This window comes from Butyricicoccus porcorum (genome assembly GCF_002157465.1).
GTDB lineage: Bacteria > Bacillota > Clostridia > Oscillospirales > Butyricicoccaceae > Butyricicoccus_A > Butyricicoccus_A porcorum.
Genome location: NZ_NHOC01000002.1, coordinates 196,037 through 209,304, shown reverse-complemented (window position 1 = coordinate 209,304; position 13,268 = coordinate 196,037). Strand labels below are relative to the sequence as shown.

14 protein-coding genes are annotated in these 13,268 nt (G+C 57.1%); 4 read left to right on the top strand and 10 right to left on the bottom strand.

The genetic code is table 11. The annotated features are described in order from the left end of the window. Window positions 1–113: 113 nt before the first annotated feature. From acpP to CBW42_RS02325, 10 genes are read right to left on the bottom strand one after another with little or no spacing between them, the layout of a single operon-like run. Window positions 114–338 carry an acyl carrier protein gene (gene acpP / locus CBW42_RS02370; RefSeq protein ID WP_087017377.1) on the bottom strand — a complete coding sequence of 75 codons (225 nt, stop codon included), beginning with the start codon at window positions 336–338 and terminating at the stop codon, window positions 114–116. A 21-nt stretch (window positions 339–359) separates the two neighbouring features. Then, on the bottom strand, window positions 360–1,160 hold the full coding sequence (locus CBW42_RS02365) for an acetyl-CoA carboxylase carboxyltransferase subunit alpha (protein WP_087017375.1): 801 nt from the start codon (window positions 1,158–1,160) through the stop codon (window positions 360–362). After that, the gene (accD, locus tag CBW42_RS02360) at window positions 1,157–2,017 is read right to left on the bottom strand and encodes an acetyl-CoA carboxylase, carboxyltransferase subunit beta (protein ID WP_087017373.1); all 861 of its coding nucleotides are present in this window, start codon (window positions 2,015–2,017) and stop codon (window positions 1,157–1,159) included. The genes CBW42_RS02365 and accD overlap by 4 nt, the downstream gene beginning before the upstream one ends. A gap of 27 nt (window positions 2,018–2,044) precedes the next feature. Next, a complete protein-coding gene (gene accC / locus CBW42_RS02355; protein WP_087017371.1) occupies window positions 2,045–3,391 on the bottom strand; it encodes an acetyl-CoA carboxylase biotin carboxylase subunit in 1,347 nt (448 codons plus the stop codon). 5 nt (window positions 3,392–3,396) lie between these two features. Further along, window positions 3,397–3,828, bottom strand: a complete 432-nt coding sequence (gene fabZ, locus CBW42_RS02350) for a 3-hydroxyacyl-ACP dehydratase FabZ (protein WP_330395834.1) — start codon at window positions 3,826–3,828, stop codon at window positions 3,397–3,399. Window positions 3,829–3,841: 13 nt separating this feature from the next. Then, complete coding sequence (gene accB / locus CBW42_RS02345; RefSeq protein WP_087017369.1) at window positions 3,842–4,282, bottom strand: acetyl-CoA carboxylase biotin carboxyl carrier protein; 441 nt, start codon at window positions 4,280–4,282, stop codon at window positions 3,842–3,844. Window positions 4,283–4,295: 13 nt separating this feature from the next. Next, complete coding sequence (gene fabF, locus CBW42_RS02340; protein ID WP_087017367.1) at window positions 4,296–5,531, bottom strand: beta-ketoacyl-ACP synthase II; 1,236 nt, start codon at window positions 5,529–5,531, stop codon at window positions 4,296–4,298. A gap of 40 nt (window positions 5,532–5,571) precedes the next feature. Continuing rightward, on the bottom strand, window positions 5,572–6,306 hold the full coding sequence (gene fabG / locus CBW42_RS02335) for a 3-oxoacyl-[acyl-carrier-protein] reductase (protein WP_205703598.1): 735 nt from the start codon (window positions 6,304–6,306) through the stop codon (window positions 5,572–5,574). 2 nt (window positions 6,307–6,308) lie between these two features. Continuing rightward, window positions 6,309–7,271 carry an enoyl-[acyl-carrier-protein] reductase FabK gene (gene fabK / locus CBW42_RS02330; protein ID WP_087017363.1) on the bottom strand — a complete coding sequence of 321 codons (963 nt, stop codon included), beginning with the start codon at window positions 7,269–7,271 and terminating at the stop codon, window positions 6,309–6,311. A gap of 19 nt (window positions 7,272–7,290) precedes the next feature. Further along, window positions 7,291–8,280, bottom strand: coding sequence for a beta-ketoacyl-ACP synthase III (locus CBW42_RS02325; protein WP_087017361.1), 990 nt, complete (start codon window positions 8,278–8,280; stop codon window positions 7,291–7,293). Between the two features lie 142 nt (window positions 8,281–8,422). On the opposite strand from CBW42_RS02325, the gene fabD reads away from it, so the two are divergent. The 4 genes from fabD (at window position 8,423) to CBW42_RS02305 (ending at window position 13,186) form a co-directional block, all read left to right on the top strand. Continuing rightward, the gene (fabD, locus tag CBW42_RS02320; protein ID WP_087017359.1) at window positions 8,423–9,334 is read left to right on the top strand and encodes an ACP S-malonyltransferase; all 912 of its coding nucleotides are present in this window, start codon (window positions 8,423–8,425) and stop codon (window positions 9,332–9,334) included. Window positions 9,335–9,593: 259 nt separating this feature from the next. Further along, complete coding sequence (locus tag CBW42_RS02315) at window positions 9,594–11,381, top strand: DEAD/DEAH box helicase (protein ID WP_087017357.1); 1,788 nt, start codon at window positions 9,594–9,596, stop codon at window positions 11,379–11,381. Between the two features lie 177 nt (window positions 11,382–11,558). Then, window positions 11,559–12,335 (top strand): hypothetical protein, encoded by a 777-nt coding sequence (locus CBW42_RS02310; protein WP_087017354.1) that lies wholly within the window; start codon window positions 11,559–11,561, stop codon window positions 12,333–12,335. Beyond that, window positions 12,335–13,186: a DUF6734 family protein gene (locus tag CBW42_RS02305; RefSeq protein ID WP_087017352.1), complete on the top strand. Its 852-nt coding sequence runs from the start codon at window positions 12,335–12,337 to the stop codon at window positions 13,184–13,186. Before CBW42_RS02310 ends, CBW42_RS02305 begins: the two co-directional genes overlap by 1 nt. Window positions 13,187–13,268: the final 82 nt, after the last annotated feature.

Below are 13,268 nucleotides of genomic sequence, written 5' to 3'. Positions count from 1 at the left end.
ATTTTGTCCGACTAACTATATTTGTGCATCAATTGGCAATATGCTGTACCGCAGGCACAAAAAATCCCCCAGTTTCGACAAAAAGCGAAACCGGGGGATTCGAGGGGATCAATTTACTTGTTTTCCTCGATGTACTTGACAATGTCACCGATGGTGTTCAGCTTCATTGCTTCCTCATCCTCGATGGTGATGTCGTAGTTTTCCTCGAGATCCATCATCAGCTCAACGATGTCCAGGGAATCCGCCTTCAGATCTTCCTTAATGCTGGTGTTCTCGCTCAGCGTGCTGACATCTACGTCAAACTTTTCTGCAAGCAGTTCGCAAATCTTTTCGTACATAACTTAATTCTCCTTCATGTTTTATAAATTTGTATCGTTGAAAACTCCGATTTTGCGGAATTTATCATACCGTTGCTGACGCAGGGCGTCGCCGGACATGACGTCCAGCCGCTTCAGTGAATCGGTCAGAGCGGATTTGATGTTGCGGAAATACGATGCACGGCTTCTTCCTTCGCTGATAATGCCCTCAATCATGCCAAAGCGGTACAGATCGCGCGCTGTAATTTGCAGCGCCTCCGCTGCCTCGAGCTCGCGCGAAGCATCCTTCCACAGGATGCTGGCGCAGCCGCGCGGTGAAATGACCGAATAAATCGCATTCTGCATCATGTACACTTCATTTGCTACAGCAATGGCGAGTGCACCGCCGCTGCCGCCTTCACCGGTAACAATGGATACGACCGGCGTGCGCAGTCCCATGAATTCATACAGATTGCGTGCAATCGCCTCGCCCTGTCCGCGTTCCTCGGCGCCAACGCCACAAAAGGCGCCTGCCGTATCGACAAAGCAGATGACCGGACGATGGAATTTTTCCGCCTGACGCGCCAGGCGCAGCGCCTTGCGGTAACCCTCCGGATGCGCCATGCCGAAATTGGCCGCAATGTTCTCCGCCGTGGTATGCCCCTTCCGCTGGCCGATTACCGTCACCGGTGTGCCATTCAGACGCGCAATGCCGCCGAGCATTGCGTGATCGTCACCGTACAGGCGGTCACCGTGCAGCTCCATAAAGTCGTGAAAGACTTCATTTACAATATCATCTATGTTCGGACGCGCGGCATCGTGGATGACGCGCAGCTGTTTTTCCATGTTCTGTTCCATGCTCATTCCCCCCGCTTTGCTTTGCAGCCATGCACGGAAAGCAGATCGGCAAGCGTCTGCTTCATGCGGCTGCGCGGTACAATGGCGTCGCAGAAGCCGTGTTCGAGCACAAATTCTGCGGACTGGAATTCGTCCGGCAGCTTTTCACCGATGGTGCCCTCAATGACACGTCGTCCGGCAAAGCCAACCGTCGCGCCCGGCTCTGCCAGAATAATGTCACCCAACATGGCAAAGCTCGCCGTCACGCCGCCCGTCGTCGGATCGGTCAGCACGGTGATATACAGGCCGCCTGCCTCAGAATGTCTGGCAGCCGCACCGCTGACCTTCGCCATCTGCAACAGGGAAAACATGCCCTCCTGCATGCGTGCGCCGCCGGAACAGGTAAACAGGATGACCGGGAGTGCGTGCTCCGTGGCATATTCAAACAGCCGCGTCAGCTTTTCGCCGACAACACTGCCCATCGATGCCATCATGAAATGGCTGTCCATTACGCCAATGCAGGTTTTCATACCGCCGATGCGGCACGTACCGGTCACAACCGCGTCGTTCATACCGGTCTTTTCGCGCAGGGCGGCAATTTTTTCCGCATAGCCTTCAAAATTGAGCGGGTCGGCGGTTTGCAGCGAGCCAAACAGCTCGTGAAATGAATCGCGGTCTGCAATCTGCCGGATGCGCGTGCGCGCCAGCAGGCGGCCATGCGCGCCGCAGGTCGGACATACATACAGATTTTTGCCATATTTCGCGGCAGAAAGCTGCGCGCCGCACTTTTTGCATACCACAGAAACGGGGCTGTCCTTCTCTCCCGCTTTGGACTTGATCTGTCTGGAATTTTCCCGTGTTTTCGGAAATAAATCAATCAGCACTGTGAGCCCTCCAAACAACGCTGTACATCAGCGTTTTGTATCAAACGTGCCGTCTTCTATCGAATTCGTATGAAACTGAGCCGTTTCAAACGCTTCCGACAGCAGGATAGACAGCTGATAATCCGTGTTGGTCACAATGCCCTCAAACAGCATTTCCGACAGTGCGCGCTTCATGCGCGCCAGCGCCTGCGCGCGGTCGCAGCCGAACGCAATCAGCTTCCCTATCATACTATCATAAAACGGCGGAATTGTATACCCCTGATAGACGGCGGTATCCACGCGCACGCCTGCGCCGCCCGCCAGATGCATCGACTGGAGGGTGCCCGGCTGCGGGCGGAACTGTGCATCCTCCGCATTGATGCGGCACTCGATGGCATGTCCGCACCGCGGCACATCCTCCTGCACGATGTCCAGCTTTTCGCCGGATGCAATGCGCAGCTGCCATGCGACAAGGTCGATACCCGTAATCGCCTCGGTAATCGGATGCTCGACCTGAATGCGCGTGTTCATCTCGCAAAAATAAAAATTCTGCTGGCTGTCTACAAGGAACTCGACTGTTCCCGCGCCGACATAGCCCGCACGCTTTGCCAGACGAACAGCACAGTCGCACATGCTGCGGCGGTGCTCCTCGTCCAGGAACGGCGACGGTGCTTCCTCAATCAGCTTCTGATGACGGCGCTGAATGGAGCATTCCCGGTCATACAGGTGGATGACATTGCCTTCGTTGTCTCCCAGCACCTGTACCTCGATGTGGCGCGGCTTGGAAATAAACTTTTCCATATACAGCCGTCCGTCGCCAAAATTGACGACAGCTTCGCTGGAAGCGGATTCAAATGCCTCCTTGAGCTGGGTTTCGTCCTCTGCGACACGGATGCCCTTGCCGCCGCCGCCGGCAGATGCCTTGAGCATGACCGGATATCCGATTTTCTCTGCCCAGTGCGCCGCATCCTCGATGGTTTCGACAATGCCGTCCGAGCCCTCCGCCAGCGGAACGCCCGCCTCGCGCGCCATGTCACGGGCGGACGTCTTGTCGCCCAGCGCACGGATGGTTTCTTCCTTCGGCCCGATGAACACCAGACCATTTTCTGCACAGGCGCGTGCGAAATCCGCATTCTCCGACAGGAAGCCGTAGCCCGGATGAATCGCCTGTGCACCCGCGCCGATCGCCGCTTCAATGATGTTGCTGATATTCAGATAGCTGTCCTTTGACGGAGCAGGGCCGATGCAGACCGCTTCATCCGCAATCTGTGCATGCAGCGCCTCTTTGTCTGCCTCCGAATACACGGCGACGCTGAGAATGCCGAGGTCACGGCAGGCACGGATGACGCGCACCGCGATTTCGCCGCGGTTGGCAATCAATACCTTTGTAAACATGGGGCTCAGTCCCCAATCGCACAGGTAAACGTACCCTGTGCCGCCTTTTCGTCGCCGACATAGGCGACGCCGTCCGCGACGACGATCTTGCCGCGGATCTTAACCAGCTGAACCTTGAGCGTCAGCGTATCGCCCGGCAGCACCTTGCGGCGGAACTTGATTTTATCCCACGACGCAAAGTAACCGGTCTTGCCGCGGAATTCCTCGCGCGACAGGATCGCGGTAGCACCGGTCTGTGCGAGCGCTTCAATGATAAATACGCCCGGCATGACCGGATTTCCCGGAAAATGCCCGGCAAAGAACATCTCGTCGCCGGTCAGATGCTTGATTCCGGTCACGGTTCCCGCTTCCAGATCCATCTCCTCTATTGAATCGACCATCAGCATCGGGTCACGATGCGGAATGATCGCCTTAATCTGTTCTGTATCGAGCAGCAATTGCCGTACCTCCTTACGCAATCACGATAAGCGGCTGGTTGTATTCCACAAGATCGCCGTTCTGCACGAGAACACGGCTGACCTTGCCGTCACACGGGCATTCAATCGTGTTCATTGTCTTCATCGCTTCGATGATGCACAGCGTTTGTCCCTTGCGGACGCTGTCGCCCACCTCGACCAGCGGCGGCTCCTCCGGCGCATTCGCCGCATAAAAGGTGCCGACCAGCGGGGCAAATACGACAGTTCCGTCGAACTTCTCCTCCGGCGTCTCCTGCTTCTGTGCAGCTACCTCCGCCACTTGTGCGGCAGGGACAGCTGCGCCGGCAGAGACAGGGGCATGTGTCTCCACGGTGATGGAAAACTCATCGGTCTTGACCGCCAGCTTTGCCAGATTTTTCTGTGCTGCCTTGTCCGCAAAGGCAAAGGCGAGCTCCTTCAGATCATTGATCTCCATGCGAAATGCCTCCTCAGTCCTGATACTTGCGGATCAGGATTGTCGCATTGTGCCCGCCGAAGCCCAGCGAATTGGAAATCGCCGCGCTCACCGGGCAGCTGACCGCCTGATTGGGGACATAATCGAGGTCACATGTCTCATCCGGCTGTTCGTAATGGATGGTTGGCGGGATTTTATCTTCCTTCACCGCCATAGCGCATGCAATTGCCTCAATTGCGCCCGCCGCGCCCAGCAGATGTCCCGTCATGGACTTGGTCGAGGAAATCTTGACGCGCTGTGCGCTTTCGCCGAATGCCATCTTGATGGCATCGGTCTCACACTTGTCGTTGACCGGCGTGGATGTGCCATGCGCATTGATGTAATCGATGTCCGCCGGGGTCAGACCCGCATCCTCGATTGCCATGGTCATTGCACGTGCCGGGCCTTCTCCCGTCGGATCGGGGCTGGTGATATGATACGCATCGCTGGTCGTACCGTAGCCCGCGACCTCTGCAAGGATTGTCGCGCCGCGCGCTTTGGCGTGCGACAGGCTCTCCAACACCAGAACGCCGGCACCCTCGCCCATGATGAAGCCGCTGCGGCGCGCATCGAACGGGCAGCAGGCTGCTTCCGGGTCGGATTCCGTGCTCAGTGCATGCATATTGGCAAAGCCCGCGACCGCAATCGGGACAATGCTCGACTCTGCGCCGCCGACCACTGCGATATCGAGATAGCCGTGACGAATGGCACGCATGCCTTCGCCGACTGCATGGGTGCCGGATGCACATGCGCTGACCACCGAAAGGCTCGAACCCTTCAGGCCATAGGTCATCGAGATATGAGCAGACGCCATATTGCCGATCATCATCGGGATGCAGAACGGTGAAACACGGCGCGCACCGCGCTCATTCAGCTTGGTCTGCTCGTCGCTGAAGGTCTGGATGCCGCCGATGCCGGAGCTGACCAGAGTGCCCGCGCGGAACGGGTCAAAGCTGCCTTCCTTCAGGCCCGACTGCTCCATCGCCTGTGCTGCCGCCGCCAGTGCATACTGGCAAAACCGGTCCATGTGCTTTGCTTCACGCTTATCGATATATGCCGTCGGGTCAAAGTCCTTTACCTCGCCCGCGACGCTCGCTTTATATCCCTCGGTATCAAACCGTGTAATCGGCGCAATGCCGTTTTTGCCCGCGAGCAGGCCGTCCCAGTATTCCTGTGCAGTGTTGCCGATCGGCGTAACGGCGCCGATGCCGGTGATGACAACGCGTTCCATGTAATTTCCTCCTTAGACCGGCGGAGCCAGCCGTCCGCGCTTACAGCGCGGTGTTGCCGTCCACCGAGAGTACCTGCCCGGTGATGTACGACGCCTTATCTGACGCCAGAAAAGCAACTGCCTCCGCAATTTCTTCCGGTTTTCCAAACCGCCCGAGCGCAATGCGCGCACGCGCGTTTTCCTTGATTTCATCCGACAGTTCGTTTGTCATATCGGTCTCCGTAAAGCCCGGCGCAACCGCATTGACGCGGATGCCGCGCGCGCCCAGTTCCTTCGCCGCCGTCTTGGTCAGGCCAATAACGCCTGCCTTTGCCGCGGTGTAGTTGACCTGTCCGAAGTTGCCGAACATGCCGGAAATGGATGTAATGTTGACAATGCTGCCCGTCTTCGCACGCACCATCTGTGCGCCGACCAGACTGGTCATATTGAATACGCTGCTCAGGTTGGACTGGATGACAGCGTTCCACTGCTCCGCCTTCATGCGGATCATCAGGCCGTCGCGCGTAATACCCGCGTTGTTGACCAGAACGGCGGGGACACCAATTTCGTCCTTGATCTCCTTAACTGCCTGCTTGCATGCCTCGTAATCGGATACGTCCCAGGCCTTTGCGTATGCCTGTACGCCCATAGCACGGCATTCCTCCGCGACAGCCTCCGCCTTTGCGACATTAGACACGCAGTTGATGACGATATCATAGCCGTCAGAAGCCAGCTTTCTGGCAATCGCCGCACCGATTCCGCGCGAAGCGCCTGTTACAATTGCAAGTTTACCCATAATCAATCGACTCCTTCATCTCCGGACAGTGCCGGTGCGCCGCGCAGCAGTGCGTCAGCGTCCTGCACCATCGTTTTGATAATATCATAACAGGTTGAGGGATGATTTACCATACCCGCAATCTGACCGGACATGAAGGTGCCTTCCTCAAAATTGCCGTCCTGTACTGCCTTGCGCAGCGAACCGGCGGTCATCGCCTCGATTTCCTCCAGCGTGCGCGTCTCGATGTGTCCTTCCATCTCCATGAGCTTGCGGGACAGCGGCGTCTTGAGCGAGCGCACCGGATGGCCGGACGCCTTGCCGGTCACAACGGTGGAAATATCGCTCGCCTTATAAATCAGGTCTTTATATTTCGGTGCAATGCTACATTCTTCTGCCGACAGGAACACGGTGCCGCACTGGACGCCCTCCGCGCCCATGATGCGTGCGGCAGCCAGTCCACGGCCGTCCGCAATGCCGCCTGCGGCAATGACCGGAATGTTTACGGCATCGACTACCTGCGGCAGCAGTGCCATCGTCGTAGTCTCGCCGATATGTCCACCGGACTCCATGCCTTCGGCAATGACGGCATCCGCGCCGACGCGCTCCATGCGCTTGGCGTACGCCACCGACGCGATGACCGGAATAACCTTGACACCGGCTTCCTTCCACTGCTTCATGTACTTCGCCGGAGACCCTGCACCCGTCGTGACAACCGGCACGCCCTCATCAATGACGAGCTGTGCAATGTCGTCCGCCGTCGGGCTGAGCAACATGATGTTGAGTGCAAACGGCTTATCCGTCAGCGATTTTGCGGTGCGCACTTCGTCGCGGATTACTTCAACCGGCGCTGCGCCGCCTGCAATAATGCCCAGACCGCCCGCATTGGACACCGCTGCTGCGAGCTTTCCATCTGCAATCCACGCCATCGCGCCCTGAAAGACCGGATAGCGGATATTCAATAACTCTGTAATTTTTGTACGCATATATTGTCCTCTTTCCTCATTACAGGCGGATGAGCACAGCGCCATAGGTCAGGCCGCCGCCGAAGCCGACAAAAATCGCGGTCTGTCCGTCCTTCAGCAATCCCTGCCGCCGCATTTCATCCAGACAGATGGGTACAGACGCGCTGGACGTATTGCCCACGCGGTCGAGATTGCTGAATACCTTCTCGGCCGGCAGTCCGTAGCGGCGAATGACCATATCCAGAATGCGCATGTTCGCCTGATGCGGCACGATCCAGTCCACCTGTGAGATATCCATGCCTGCCCGGTGCAGTACGCCGTCAATGGCATCCGGCACCGCACGCGCGGTAAAGCGGAATACGGTCTTGCCGTCCATGTGCAGGTAATGGTTTGTGTTGGCTTCGCGCGGCATGGCAAGCGGGTTCTCTGCTGCAAAAGCCGGCGCAAACAGCGCATTGCCGTTTTTGCCGTCCGAGCGCATATAGGTTCCCAGAATGCCGTCTTCCGCGTCACTCCATTCGTACACCGCAGCACCCGCACCATCGCCGAACAGGCAGCAGACCGTGCGGTCGGTGTAATCGATCAGGTGGCTGAGCACCTCCGCACACACAACGAGCACACATTTTGCCTTGCCGCAGCGCAGATAGCTGTCCGCAACGTCGGTCGCATATACGAAGCCGGAGCACGCCGCCGACAGGTCAAACGCAAACGCATGCGCTGCACCGAGCCTGTCCTGCAACGCGCAGCTGAGCGTCGGCGTGAAGCTGTCCGGGGTCACCGTACAGGCGATAATCAGGTCGATGTCCTCCGCCTTTCGTCCGGCGTCGTCCAAAGCCCGCTGTGCTGCGGGCAGCGCCACATCAATCGCCTGCATGTCCACGGCAACGCGCCGCTCGCGGATGCCGGTGCGCTGCACAATCCATTCGTCCGATGTGTCCACCATCTGTTCCAGCATCTGATTGGTCAGGCGTGTTTCCGGCAGAAAGCTGCCTGTTCCCGTAATTCTGCTGCCGATTGCGATCACTCCCATCCGATTTTATTTTGCCAGATAAATGTTTAGATTGACAAACTTATCGAAGCCTATTATAATTTATGGCAGTTAAGTTGTCAATCATTTTTTAGAAAATTATCTAATATCAGACATCTATAATTTAGCATGGAGGTTATTTCCTATGATTTGTACCGCTTTTTTCCCCGGTCAGGGTGCACAGCACCCTGACATGGGACATTCCCTGTACGACAACAGCGCGGCGGCACGTAATATTTTCGACCGCGCCAGTGAAATTGTCGGTTACTCTGTTTCCGACCTCTGTTTCCGCAGTGATAAGGAAGAGCTGTCGCGCACAGTAAACAGCCAGATTGCCATCTTTACCTGTTCGATGGCGGGTCTCGCAGCCCTGCGCGAGCGCGGTGTACAGATAGATGCCTGCGCGGGCTTCTCTCTCGGTGAATATACCGCACTGGCAGCATCCGGCGTGCTGTCGCTCGAGGATGCCATCCGTCTGGTACAGCGCCGCGGTGAGCTGATGCAGCAGGCAGCGGACAGCACCGATGGCTGCATGGCTGCCGTACTCGGACTGGACGATGCAACGGTCGAGCAGATTTGCGCACAGATCGAGGGGATTGTCCTGCCGGTCAACTACAACTGCGACGGCCAGCTGGTCATCGCAGGAGAACGTGAAGCGGTCACCGCTGCCGCTGCCGCCTGCAAGGAGGCCGGCGCGCGCCGTGCCGTGCCGCTGGCAGTTTCCGGCGCATTCCATACGCCGATGATGGAATCCGCTGCTGCACAGCTGCGCACCTTCGCCGAGGACCTGACATTCCATGCTCCGGAAATCCCGCTGTACACCAATGTCACAGGCGAGCTGCTGGATGTGCCGCAGTATCCGGAATATCTGGAGCGCCATATGGTCTCCCCGGTTCGCTGGAAACATCTCGTACAGAATATGATGGCGGATGGACATACAAACGCGCTGGAAATCGGCATCGGCAAGACGTTGACCGGCTTTGCGCGCCGCATCTCCCGCGACCTGACCTGCCGCGTCGTCGAAACAATGGACGATGTCACCGCGGTCACCGAATAACTGCAATCATACATACCTGCGCCCGGTCTGTCCACAGGCCGGGCGTTTTTTCATATCAATGGAGCAGGATTCATGGATTCTGCACCTCTGTCCTCGTGGAATCTATGAAAAACGTCATTTCTGTAACCAGATGAAACAATTTATTTGACTATTGTGCAAAAAAAGCATATACTGAAATAGGCAGGGAAGCTCTTCCTGCCTTTTCTTTTTGCTTAATTTGATTCAATTTTTCGATTGAACTGTTTATAGGAGGAATATTTTGTCTACTCACACAAATGAAGCGGCAGAAACTGCCGTTACCTTTGACCAACTGGGCCTTTCCCCGGCTGTCCTGCGTGCCATCGGTGAAATGGGCTTTGAACAGCCGACTGAAATTCAGGCGCGCGCCATCCCCGCAGTCCTGTCCGGCGGCGACATCATCGGCCGCTCACATACCGGTACAGGTAAGACGATGGCGTTCGGCGTTCCCGCAGTGGAACGCTGCCTGCGCCATGCCGACTGCCGGGAAACACAGGTTCTCGTGCTGTGCCCGACACGCGAGCTCGCCATGCAGGCATGTGATGAAATCCGCAAGCTGACACGCTATACCCAGGCCATCCGCGCGGTTGCACTGTACGGCGGCCAGCCGATTCAGAACCAGATTCCCCAGCTGCGCCGCGGTGCAGAAATTGTCATCGGCACGCCGGGACGCATCATGGACCACATCCACCGCCACACGCTGAAGCTGGACAATCTTTCCATGGTTGTCCTGGATGAGGCAGATGAAATGCTGAACATGGGCTTCCGCGAGGATATTGAGAGCATTTTGTCGTATATGCCGGACGGACACCAGACTCTGCTGTTCTCCGCGACCATGCCGCAGGCGATTCTGGACATCACCGACCAGTACCAGCACGACCCGCTGATGATCGAAACCCAATCCGGCCCGGAACGCACGATGGATACCATCGAGCAGTATTACTATGAGGTGCCGCTTGGCAGCAAGATGGACGCACTCGCGCTGCTGCTGCACACGCACGAGCCGAAGCTGTCCATCATCTTCTGCAATACCAAGAAGATGGTCGAGGAGCTCAACCGTTATCTCAGTGAGCACGGCTTCCATTGCTCCATGCTGCACGGCGATATGAAACAGGAAGCGCGTACCGCGGTTATGCAGGCATTCAAGTCCGGCCGCACGCCGATCCTGATTGCGACTGATGTCGCCGCGCGCGGCATCGATGTCGACGATGTGGACGCGGTTTACAACTTCGACATTCCGCAGGATTATGAATATTATATCCACCGCATCGGCAGAACCGGCCGTGCGGGCAAATCCGGCATGTCCTATACACTCGCCGCCGGACGCCGTCAGGTGTTCCAGGTGCGCGATATTTCCCGCTTCATCGGCGCGCCGATTGCGCACAAGCCGCTGCCCTGCACGCAGGATATCATTGACCGCAAAAAGGACGAGCTGGTTGCGGAAATCCGCGGACAGCTGCAAAAGCCCGGCTCCTCCGACTGCAATCCGCTCATCGTCGAGCTGATGGAAGAGGGCTACAGCCCGGAAAAGCTGGCAGAAAGCATGATGGAGCTGCTGCTCCAGCGCGAGATGACCGATGTTCCGGTTCTGGCAATCCCGCGTCCGGTCGGCGGAAAGCAGAGTGGCAGCCCGCTGCCGCCCCCGCCGGAAGGCTATATCCGCCTGCGCTTCAGTGTCGGACGCTATCAGCGCGTCGCACCGAATCACATCGTCGCAGCGATTGCAGAGGCGACCCGCATTCCGGGCAAGCAGATTCAGAAAATCTACTGCTATGGCGAATACAGCCTCGTCGAAGTGCCGAGCAAATACAAAAATGTCATTATCCAGAAGGTTTCCGGCACAAAAATCGGTGGACACAAGGTGGATGTGCGCCTGTATGACTCGAAGAATCCAAAGGCAGCCTCTCAGGGCAGCCGCCGAAGCAATGCGGAAAAACCGTCTTCCCGCGGCAAACGCCCCGCAGAAAACCATCGCCGTCTTCCCTCCCGCAGTCCTGCCCGCCGGAAAAAAGCAGGACATTCACACTGATTTCTTACGTTGTGTCTAAAATGCATCGTATCATGTGCAAATATGCACACAATGTGCAATATGATAGACTTTTTCGTCGTTTTTACTCCTATGCCTGCAATTCCCTCTTGTTCTTTTGTTTCTTTTCCCCTATAATAAGCGTATAATTCCGTTTTCCCCAGAAAGGAGTGTTCCGATATGTCCGATCATACCGCCCATATCCCGCAGGTCTCTGAGTACTATGATGGCCTCTATGTACTAAACGGCGCTGTTATGGATAAAGACAGCTACGAAAAGCACACGGCCGCCGCACCTGAAGTATCACCGGAAGCTGATACGGCTGCGCCTGCCGCATCGCCGGAAGCGGATACCGCTGTGGCGAGCGATCCGTTCAGCGTCCCGCAGGATCTCCGCCAAATGGCTGCACAGGCCTTTGAAGCGGATCGGCAGGCGGAATACCGCCCTGAAACTGCTGTCTTTGTGCCATATACGGTTGAAAATGGCGAATATTACGAATATATCCCGACCAATGAGACGGTCTGTGAGAATGAGTTCCGTATTCTGCTCGGCGCGCCGATGCTGGTGCGCTGCGGCTCCGGATCATACCGTACCTCCGGTTCCTACCGTCTGTCGTCCGGCTCCTACCGCCTGACCTCCGGCTCGTATCGGCTCACTTCCGGTTCCTATCGCATATCGTCCGGCTTTTATCGGCTTTCCAGCGGTTTGCACCGGCATCAACATGAATATGAGTACCGTGTATCCTCCGGCTCGTTCCGCCGTTCGTCCGGCTCGTTCCGGCTGACTTCCGGCTCCTATCGCCTGTCGTCCGGTGCGCTGCGCATGCCGATACAGGAGGAACCTGTTCCCGGCGATACCTTCTGTCCGCCGGAAGCACTGGAAGTCGCGGACAAGCCATATATGGGCAGCTTCCTCTGGGGTATCGATGCCGGCGGCTACGGCCTGAATCTGATCTGATGCGTGCGTTTGCCTCGAACTGGACGCGTCCCTATGCCATGCAGCATCCGGGACGGCCGTATGATGTTGCGGACTTTGAGCTGCTGACAACCATCCTTTCCGCACTGACCTGGCAGCAGAAAAACGGCAGCATCCGTATGATTACTGACCGCGTTGGCGCGCGGTATTACCGCTCGCTCGGCCTCGAGACCGTCTGGGATGGCGGCATTTCCTGTGAACTGGACGAAGTGCCGTATACCGTTGATCCCTCGACGTTCTGGGCAGCGGGCAAGCTGTATGCGCTCGCACAGGTTTCCGCACCGTGTGCCATGATTGATACAGATTTTATCGTCTGGTCAGATCTGCACGACAGACTGACGGATTCCGCCCTCGCGGTTATCCACCGCGAGGAACTCGCACCGGATATTTATCCCGATCCGTCCGCCTTTTCTCTGTCTCCGCGCTACTCCTTCCCGACAGGGTGGGACTGGACGGCTCCCGCCTGCAACACGGCGTTTACCTGGTTCGGCAGCGATGCCCTGCGCCAGTCCTATCTGTCCGAAGCGTTTGACTTTATCCACGCCACACGCGGACGCGACGGCTTGATTTATATGGTGTTCGCCGAGCAACGCCTGCTCGCCATGTGTGCCGGGGAACACGGTGTTCCGATCGATGCATTGTCGTCGCCGGAACATCTGTTCCATCCCGCACAGACTGAGTTTACACACATCTGGGGCTTCAAGCAGGCGATGGCACAGCATCCCGAGCTGCGGGAGGCATTCTGTCGGCGCTGTGCTGCGCACATTGCACGCGACTTCCCCACCTATCACAGCATCTGCGCCAATATTCCCTCACTCCGCAAATACTTCTGAATGAATGGCGGCCATCCGGCCGTCTTTTTCTTTTTTCGGCGCCGGTTTTTCCGGAATTTTTGCTCGCCGCATTCGTTTTTTT

What these genes read in the sequence shown, in the direction of transcription:
- acpP (WP_087017377.1), bottom strand. Translation starts at nt 338, where the DNA reads ATGTACGAAAAGATTTGCGAACTGCTTGCAGAAAAGTTTGACGTAGAT.
- CBW42_RS02365 (WP_087017375.1), bottom strand. Translation starts at nt 1,160, where the DNA reads ATGAGCATGGAACAGAACATGGAAAAACAGCTGCGCGTCATCCACGAT.
- accC (WP_087017371.1), bottom strand. Translation starts at nt 3,391, where the DNA reads ATGTTTACAAAGGTATTGATTGCCAACCGCGGCGAAATCGCGGTGCGC.
- accB (WP_087017369.1), bottom strand. Translation starts at nt 4,282, where the DNA reads ATGGAGATCAATGATCTGAAGGAGCTCGCCTTTGCCTTTGCGGACAAG.
- fabF (WP_087017367.1), bottom strand. Translation starts at nt 5,531, where the DNA reads ATGGAACGCGTTGTCATCACCGGCATCGGCGCCGTTACGCCGATCGGC.
- fabG (WP_205703598.1), bottom strand. Translation starts at nt 6,306, where the DNA reads ATGGGTAAACTTGCAATTGTAACAGGCGCTTCGCGCGGAATCGGTGCG.
- fabK (WP_087017363.1), bottom strand. Translation starts at nt 7,271, where the DNA reads ATGCGTACAAAAATTACAGAGTTATTGAATATCCGCTATCCGGTCTTT.
- CBW42_RS02325 (WP_087017361.1), bottom strand. Translation starts at nt 8,280, where the DNA reads ATGGGAGTGATCGCAATCGGCAGCAGAATTACGGGAACAGGCAGCTTT.
- fabD (WP_087017359.1), top strand. Translation starts at nt 8,423, where the DNA reads ATGATTTGTACCGCTTTTTTCCCCGGTCAGGGTGCACAGCACCCTGAC.
- CBW42_RS02310 (WP_087017354.1), top strand. Translation starts at nt 11,559, where the DNA reads ATGTCCGATCATACCGCCCATATCCCGCAGGTCTCTGAGTACTATGAT.
- CBW42_RS02305 (WP_087017352.1), top strand. Translation starts at nt 12,335, where the DNA reads ATGCGTGCGTTTGCCTCGAACTGGACGCGTCCCTATGCCATGCAGCAT.